General features: G+C 74.6%; 8 protein-coding genes and 1 pseudogene. 3 read left to right on the top strand and 6 right to left on the bottom strand.

All coding sequences use genetic code 11. The annotated features are described in order from the left end of the window. The 4 genes from ACTZWW_RS22235 to ruvC form a co-directional block, all read right to left on the bottom strand. A partial coding sequence (locus ACTZWW_RS22235) for a lipid II flippase MurJ (protein WP_444783150.1) occupies positions 1-885 on the bottom strand: 885 nt, incomplete at its 3' end. Positions 886-891: 6 nt separating this feature from the next. Next, entirely contained in the window at positions 892-1,536 is a 645-nt protein-coding gene (locus ACTZWW_RS22230) for a DsbA family protein (RefSeq protein WP_444783149.1), read from the bottom strand. A 122-nt stretch (positions 1,537-1,658) separates the two neighbouring features. Then, positions 1,659-2,273 (bottom strand): Holliday junction branch migration protein RuvA, encoded by a 615-nt coding sequence (gene ruvA, locus ACTZWW_RS22225; protein WP_444783148.1) that lies wholly within the window; start codon positions 2,271-2,273, stop codon positions 1,659-1,661. Positions 2,274-2,277: 4 nt separating this feature from the next. Continuing rightward, positions 2,278-2,790 (bottom strand): crossover junction endodeoxyribonuclease RuvC, encoded by a 513-nt coding sequence (ruvC, locus tag ACTZWW_RS22220; protein WP_444783147.1) that lies wholly within the window; start codon positions 2,788-2,790, stop codon positions 2,278-2,280. Positions 2,791-2,853: 63 nt separating this feature from the next. Between ruvC and ACTZWW_RS22215 the strand changes: the two genes are divergently transcribed. The 3 genes from ACTZWW_RS22215 (at position 2,854) to ACTZWW_RS22205 (ending at position 5,820) form a co-directional block, all read left to right on the top strand. Further along, a complete protein-coding gene (locus ACTZWW_RS22215; protein ID WP_444783146.1) occupies positions 2,854-3,633 on the top strand; it encodes a TSUP family transporter in 780 nt (259 codons plus the stop codon). A 130-nt stretch (positions 3,634-3,763) separates the two neighbouring features. Further along, positions 3,764-5,323, top strand: coding sequence for a leucyl aminopeptidase (locus ACTZWW_RS22210; RefSeq protein ID WP_444783145.1), 1,560 nt, complete (start codon positions 3,764-3,766; stop codon positions 5,321-5,323). Between the two features lie 44 nt (positions 5,324-5,367). Then, entirely contained in the window at positions 5,368-5,820 is a 453-nt protein-coding gene (locus ACTZWW_RS22205) for a DNA polymerase III subunit chi (protein ID WP_444783144.1), read from the top strand. A 6-nt stretch (positions 5,821-5,826) separates the two neighbouring features. Here the strand turns inward: ACTZWW_RS22205 and ACTZWW_RS22200 are convergent, their stop codons facing one another. Next, positions 5,827-6,627 (bottom strand): ZIP family metal transporter, encoded by an 801-nt coding sequence (locus ACTZWW_RS22200; protein ID WP_444783143.1) that lies wholly within the window; start codon positions 6,625-6,627, stop codon positions 5,827-5,829. Positions 6,628-6,703: 76 nt separating this feature from the next. After that, positions 6,704-6,901 (bottom strand): annotated as a pseudogene (locus tag ACTZWW_RS22195) (LysR family transcriptional regulator); the annotation flags it as partial.

The following is a 6,901-nucleotide window of genomic DNA, read 5'->3' as shown; positions in this document are numbered from 1 at the left end:
CCGCGGCTGCAGCACCGCCGTCGCCGCGGTGGCGACGAGGCCCAGCGGCAGCTGCACGAGCCGCTCGGCGTAGTAGAGCCGCGCCACGAGGCCGGGCGTGAAGGAGGCGACCTGCGTCGCCGCCAGAAGGATCAGCTCGACGCTCGCCACCGTCACCAGCGCGGGGCCGGCGAGCGCGAGCGCGGCGCGGATCTCCGGCCCGAGCCGCGGGCGCGCGGGAACGAGCACGCCCGCCCGCCGCGCCGCGACCGCGACGATCGCGAGCTGGACGAGCCCGGCGAGCCCGACGCTCCCCGCCAGCACGGCGGCGAGCCGTGCGGGATCGTCGATCCGCGCGGGCGCCAGCACCAGCGCCGCGATCATGACGGCGTTGGTCGCGAGCGGGGCGAGCGCCAGCGCGACGACGCGGCCGCGGGCGGCGAGCATCGCCGAGACGAGCCCGGTGCAGCCGAAGGCGACGATCGCTGGGAGCGCGAGGCGCGTCAGGTCGGCGGCGAGCGCCCGCGTCGCGTCCTCCCCCGCGAGCCCCGCCGCCACCGCGAGCACGAGGGCGCCTGCGCCGATCATGCCGAGCGCGGTCGCGCCGGCGAGCAGGAGGGCGAGGCCGAGGAGCGCCTCGCCGCCGAGACGGGCGGCGGTGTCCGCGCCCTGCGCCTCGCGCACCCGCGCCCAGAGCGGCGCGAAGCCGGCCGTGAGCGCGCCCTCGGCGAGCGCCCGGCGGGCGAGGTTGGGGATGCGGAAGGCGACGAGGAAGGCGTCCGCCACCGGCCCCGCGCCGAGCGCGGCGGCGATCAGGACGTCCCGCACGAAGCCGAGCACACGCGAGGCCAGCGTCGCGCCGGAGACGACGAGCGTCGCGGACAGGGCGGAGGCCGCGCGCGCCATCGCCGCTCAGGCGCGCAGGTCGGCGACGATGCGCCGCTTCGTGTCGAGGTCGATGTAGCCCTCCCAGGCCCACGGCCCGACGAGCGTCGCGGGCGTGGCGTCGAAGCCGAGGCGCCGGCCGACCCCGATCATGTCCGCGAGCGCCGGGGCGATCCCCGGCAGCGCGGCGGCGCGCCCGACCGCGTCGACGTCGAGGCCGCCCGCCTCGGCCACCGCCAGCGCCCGGGCGCCGTCCTTGAGCCCGCGCGCGGAGAACAGGGCGGCGTGGAAGCCGCGATACGCCTCGGGGCCGGCATGGGCGAGGACGCCCAGCGCGATCGCCGCCGCCTCCTGGGAGGCGTCCGACAGGATCGGGTAGCTCGCGAGCAGCACGCCCACGCCCGGCATCGCCGCGAGCGCGTCGAGATGACCGGCGGAGGCGCGGCACCAGGGGCAATTGTAGTCGAAGAACTCGACGAAGATCACGTCGCCGCCGACGTCCCCCACCGGCACGAGGGCGGGGCGGGTGCGGGCGTGCTCGGCGAGCTCGCTCGGGATGCGATGCGGCGCCGTCGCCTCCTGCGCCCGGGCGGGCGCGATCGACAGCGATGTCGCCACGGGCGGGGCCGCAGCTGCGAGGAGGCCGGCGAGGGCGGCGCGGCGGGTGGGCATGGGGGTCTCCGGTTCTTCTGGGCCCGCATCGGGTGGCCGGGAAAGAGGCGCCCGAGAAAAGGGGCGCGCGCGTGGCATCGCCGCCCCCGCCCCATCACGGTCTCGGCATCAGCGTCTCGCCGTCAGCGCGCGAGCTCCTTGAGCCCCTGGCGGATGAGCTGGGCGGTGGTGGCCTCCTCGCCCATGGCCTTCACCGCGGCGGCGATCGCGGCGGCGGCCTGGGACTGGCCGTAGCCGAGGTTGACGAGCGCCGAGACGGCGTCCTGCGCCGGGCCGGGCGCGGGCACGCCCTCGCCGCCCGAGAGGCCGGCCATGACCGGGTCGATCGGCGCGAAGGCCGGGGCCTTGTCCTTCATCTCGGCGACGATCCGCGCGGCGAGCTTCGGCCCCACCCCCGGCGCGCGGGCGACAGCGGCCTTGTCTCCCGTCGCGATGGCGGTGGCGAGCTCGGCCGGCTCGAGCACCGAGAGGATGCCGAGCGCGACCCGCGCGCCGACGCCCTGGACGAGCTGGAGCAGGCGGAACCACTCGCGCTCCGGGTCGGAGCGGAAGCCGTAGAGGCGGATCATGTCCTCGCGCACCACGGTCTCGATCGAGAGCACGGCGGCCTCGCCCACCTTCGGCAGGCGCTGGAGCGTACGCGCCGAGCAATGCGCCACGTAGCCAACGCCGTGGACGTCGAGGATGACGAAGTCCTCGCCATAGGCGTCGACCACGCCCTTGAGCTTGCCGATCATCGTCTCACGCCCCCGCCATCAGCGCCGCCGTCAGGCTGCGCGCCTTGCGATGATGGGCGTGCGCGATGGCGATGGCCAGCGCGTCGGAGGCGTCCGCGCTCTTCGGGTCGGCCTTGGGCAGGAGCACGCGCACCATCGCCGCGACCTGCGCCTTCTCGGCGTGGCCGACGCCGACGACGGTCTTCTTGACCTGGTTCGCCCCGTATTCCGCCACCGGCAGACCCGCCAGCGCCGGCACGAGCAGCGCCATCGCCCGCGCGTGCCCGAGCTTGAGCGTCGCCTGCGCGTCCTTGTTGACGAAGGTCTCCTCGACGGAGACCTCGTCGGGCGCCCACGCGCGCACGACCGCGGCGAGCCCGTCGTGGATCTGCACGAGGCGCAGGGCGAGGGCGAGGTCGCCGTCGGACTGGATGACGCCGCAGGCGACGTAGGAGAGCTTCGTGCCCTGCACGGCCACGAGGCCCCAGCCCGTCTTGCGCAGGCCGGGATCGATGCCGAGGATGCGGATGGAGTCCATCGTCGCCGAGCCGCCGATTCGCTGAAGAGCGCGGGAACGTCGCGCGAACCCGAGGAGTCGCGCGTGTCCGACGTGCTTGTCAATATCGGCGTGCCGGCGCACGTCGTCGGGTTCCCGCTCTGGTTCGCCGCGGCGGCAGCCTTCGTCGGCGGGACGGCGCGCGGCTTCTCGGGTTTCGGCGCGGGGCTGATCTTCATGCCGCTCGCCTCGGCGACGCTCGGGCCGCAGACGGCGGCTCCGGTCCTGCTCCTGATCGACACGCTGCTGATCGCCCCCTACGTCCCCGCCGCCTGGCGCGCCTGCGACAGGCGGGCGGTGTCGCTGATGACGCTGGGCGCGTACGTCGGCGTGCCGGCGGGGGCGGCCGCGCTCTTCCTCGTGGAGGAGACGACGATGCGCTGGCTGCTGGTCGCGCTGATCGCTTCCCTCCTGGCGCTGCTGGTCTCCGGCTGGCGGTATCGCGGCCGCCCGCTGGCGCCGCTGACGCTCGGGGTCGGCGTGATCTCGGGCGTGCTCTCGGCGGCGGCGCAGGTGGGCGGGCCGCCGGCCATCGCCTATTGGCTCGGCTCTCAGGCGAAGGCGGCGCAGGTGCGCGCGAACCTCGTCGTGTTCGTTGTGCTCGCCGCACTCGGGACGGCGGTGGCCTACCTCCTCGGCGGCCTCCTGACGCCGGCGATCCTCGCGACCGCGCTCGCGATCGGGCCGTTCTACGGGCTCGGCCTCCTCGCCGGCGCGCGTCTGTTCGGGCGCGCCAGCGAGGCGCTGTTCCGGCGCATCTGCTACGGGCTGATCGCGCTCGCGGCCATCGTCTCGCTGCCGGCGCTCGACGGCGTCCTGCGCTGAGCGCGGGGCGCGCGCGGCGGCGCCACCACGTCTCGCCCTTGTCCTGCCGTGGGCATCGGCTAACTTGAGCCGAAAGCGTCGCGAATCGTGCGACCCGCGGTCACCCGCGCTTCCCAGTCACGAGGTTTCCATGGCCGAGCCGCTGAAGATCGAGTTCCAGTCCCCCGCTTTGCCCGAGAGCGGCGATCTCGTCGTCCTCGTCGGGTCCGATCTCGCGCTCGGCCCGGTCGCGCAGGACCTGCTCGGGGAGGCGGCGGGCCTCGTCGCGCGCGCGGCCAAGGCGGAGCGCTTCAAGGGCAAGGCCAGGAGCGCGATGGTGCTGCCCGCGCCCGCGAACCTCGCCGCCGACCGGCTCGTCGTCGTCGGCATCGGCGCGGCGAGCGACGAGACGCCGCTCGATCTCGTCGCGCTCGGCGGCGCGATCGCCGGGCGCATGGCGGGGCGCGAGGCCACCTTGATCTGCGACTTCCCGGGTCGCGAGGTCGGGCCCGACGAGATCGCCGAGATGACGCTCGGCGCGCGCCTGCGCGCCTACGCCTTCGACCGCTACAAGTCGAAGAAGGGCAAGAAGGCGAAGGACGGCGAGAAGAACGGCGACGGCAAGAACGGCGACGGAAAGAACGGGGACGACTCGGAGGAGAAGACCGGCGGGCGCCTCGTGCTCGGCTGCGCCGACCCGTCCGCCGTGAAGAAGGCCGCCAAGACCCGCGAGAGCCTCGCCGAGGGCGTCGTCATCGCCCGCGACCTCGTCAACGAGCCGGCGAACGTGCTCGGCCCCGTCGAGTTCGCCGATGCCGCCAAGGCGCTGGAGAAGGTCGGCGTCGACGTCGAGATCCTCGACGAGAAGCAGCTCGCCAAGATCGGCATGCGTGCGCTGCTCGGCGTCGCGCAGGGCTCCGAGCGACCGGCGCGGGTGGCGATCATGCGCTGGAACGGCGGCGCGAAGAAGGACAAGCCCGTCGCCTTCATCGGCAAGGGCGTCGTCTTCGACACCGGCGGCATCTCGATCAAGCCCGCCGGCGGCATGGAGGACATGAAGGGCGACATGGCCGGCGCCGCCTGCGTGGTGGGCCTGATGCACGCGTTGGCCTCGCGCAAGGCGAAGGCCAACGTGGTGGGCGCCATCGGGCTCGTCGAGAACATGCCCGACGGGCGCGCCCAGCGCCCCGGCGACATCGTCGAGACGCTCTCGGGCCAGACCGTGGAGGTGATCAACACCGACGCCGAGGGCCGCCTCGTGCTCGCCGACGTGATGACCTACGTGCGCGACCGCTTCGAGCCCGCCTTCATGATCGACCTCGCCACGCTCACCGGCGCCATTCTGGTGGCGCTCGGCAACGAGCACGCGGGCCTGTTCTCGAACGACGACACGCTGGCCGAGCGCCTTCTGGCGGCCGGCAAGGCCACCGGCGAGACGGTCTGGCGCATGCCGCTCGGACCGGCCTACGACAAGATGATCGACTCGAAGGTCGCCGACATGAAGAACGTCGGCGGCGGGCGCAACGCCGGCTCGATCACCGCGGCGCAGTTCCTCAAGCGCTACGTCGAGGACACGCCGTGGGCGCATCTCGACATCGCCGGCACCGGCATGGGCGCGCCGCAGAGCGAGATCGTGCGCACCTTCGGCTCCGGCTGGGGCGTGCGCCTGCTCGATCGGCTGGTGCGCGACCACTACGAGGGGCGCGGCTGAGCAGGGCGTGCGATCGCCCTGCATGAGCGGCGGGTGAGCCGGGCATGAGCGACGTCTGGTTCTACCACCTCCAGCGGGCGGGCCTCGAGGAGACGCTGCCGCGGCTCGTCGTCAAGTCGCGCGAGAAGGGCTGGCGGGTGGCGATCCGCACCACGGGGGAGGAGCGCCGCGACGCGCTCGACGACCTGCTCTGGACGTTCGAGGACGAGAGCTTCCTGCCCCACGTGACCGAGACCGACCCGCAGGCCGCGGACGAGGCCGTGGTGATCCAGGCCGGGGGCCGCGACCTCAACGCCCCCGACGCGCTCCTCCTCGTCGACGGCGCGCCCCTCCCCGAGGACCTCGGCGGCTACCAGCGCGTCATCCTGATCTTCGACGGTGGCGACGACGAGGCCGTCGCGCAGGCGCGGGTGCGCTGGAAATCGGTGAAGGCCGCCGGCCACGCGGCGTCCTACTGGGCCCAGGACGAGGACGGGCGCTGGGTGAGGAAGGCCTGAGGCCCGTCACCCGAGCGCGGTGTCGAGGAAGGTCATCACGGCGAGCCCGATCATCAGGCCGGCGCTGGCGAGGCGCTGGTGCCCCGAGCGGTGGGTCTCGGGGATGATCTCGTGGGAGATCACGAACAGCATCGCGCCCGCCGCGAAGCCGAGCCCGATCGGCAGGAGCGGCTCCGACACGGTCACCACGGTGACGCCGAGGAGCCCCGTCACGCCCTCGATCGCGCCGGTCGCGGTCGCCACCGCGAGCGCGGTCCTGCGCGCGTAGCCGAGCCCGGCGAGCGCGAGCGCCACCGACAGGCCTTCCGGCGCATTCTGCAGGCCGATGGCGACGGCGAGCGGCACGCCCTCCGCCACCGTGTCGCCGCCGAAGGCGACGCCGACGGCGAGGCCCTCGGGCAGGTTGTGGAGCGCGATCGCGACGACGAAGAGCCGGATGCGCGCGCGGGCGTCGCGCGCCGCGGGCCCGTCCCCGTTCGGCCCCTCGCGCCCGCCGACGAAGTGCTCGTGCGGCGCCCGGCGGTTGATCACGTCGAGAGCCCAGCCGCCGGCGAGCACGGAGCCGACGACGATCGCCGCCGCCACGGGCGCGCCGACGCCGAAGATCGTCTGGCCGTACGCGATCCCCGGCCCGATCAGCGAGAAGAAGGAGGCGGCGAGCATCACGCCGGCGGCGAAGCCGAGCGCGGCGTCCTCGAGCCGCTTGGGCAGGTGCTTCACGAAGAGCACGGGCACGGCGCCGAGCCCGGTCACGAGCCCCGCGCCGAGGCTCGCGAGAAAGCCGACGAGGATGGTCGATCCGTCCACGATGCCGCGCTCCGCCGTTCGTCCCGGCCGACAACGGCGCGGGAGGCGTGGCCGTTCGGATCTCGGATCGAACGCGTCACCCGTAGGCGCCGCGCACCGCCTCGGCGACCGCCCGCACCGCGCGGCCGGGGCGTGCGGGCACCACGAGCGCCAGCGCGCAGGCGGGCAGCTCGGGGAGGTGACCGCGCAGGGGCGCGAGGTCGGGATGCCCGTCGGCCACCGCCTCCGGCAGCGGCGCCACCGCGAGCCCGACGCGCACCGCGGCGAGCTGGCC

Source organism: Salinarimonas sp. NSM (assembly GCF_052380005.1).
In the GTDB taxonomy this organism is placed as follows: domain Bacteria; phylum Pseudomonadota; class Alphaproteobacteria; order Rhizobiales; family Beijerinckiaceae; genus Salinarimonas.
The sequence above is the reverse complement of the archived record's forward strand: the minus strand, read 5'-3'. Positions and strand labels throughout refer to the sequence as shown.

Coding starts and splice junctions, on each gene's coding strand:
- ACTZWW_RS22210 (WP_444783145.1), top strand. CDS start 3,764: ATGGCCGAGCCGCTGAAGATCGAGTTCCAGTCCCCCGCTTTGCCCGAG.
- ruvC (WP_444783147.1), bottom strand. CDS start 2,790: ATGGACTCCATCCGCATCCTCGGCATCGATCCCGGCCTGCGCAAGACG.
- ruvA (WP_444783148.1), bottom strand. CDS start 2,273: ATGATCGGCAAGCTCAAGGGCGTGGTCGACGCCTATGGCGAGGACTTC.
- ACTZWW_RS22230 (WP_444783149.1), bottom strand. CDS start 1,536: ATGCCCACCCGCCGCGCCGCCCTCGCCGGCCTCCTCGCAGCTGCGGCC.
- ACTZWW_RS22205 (WP_444783144.1), top strand. CDS start 5,368: ATGAGCGACGTCTGGTTCTACCACCTCCAGCGGGCGGGCCTCGAGGAG.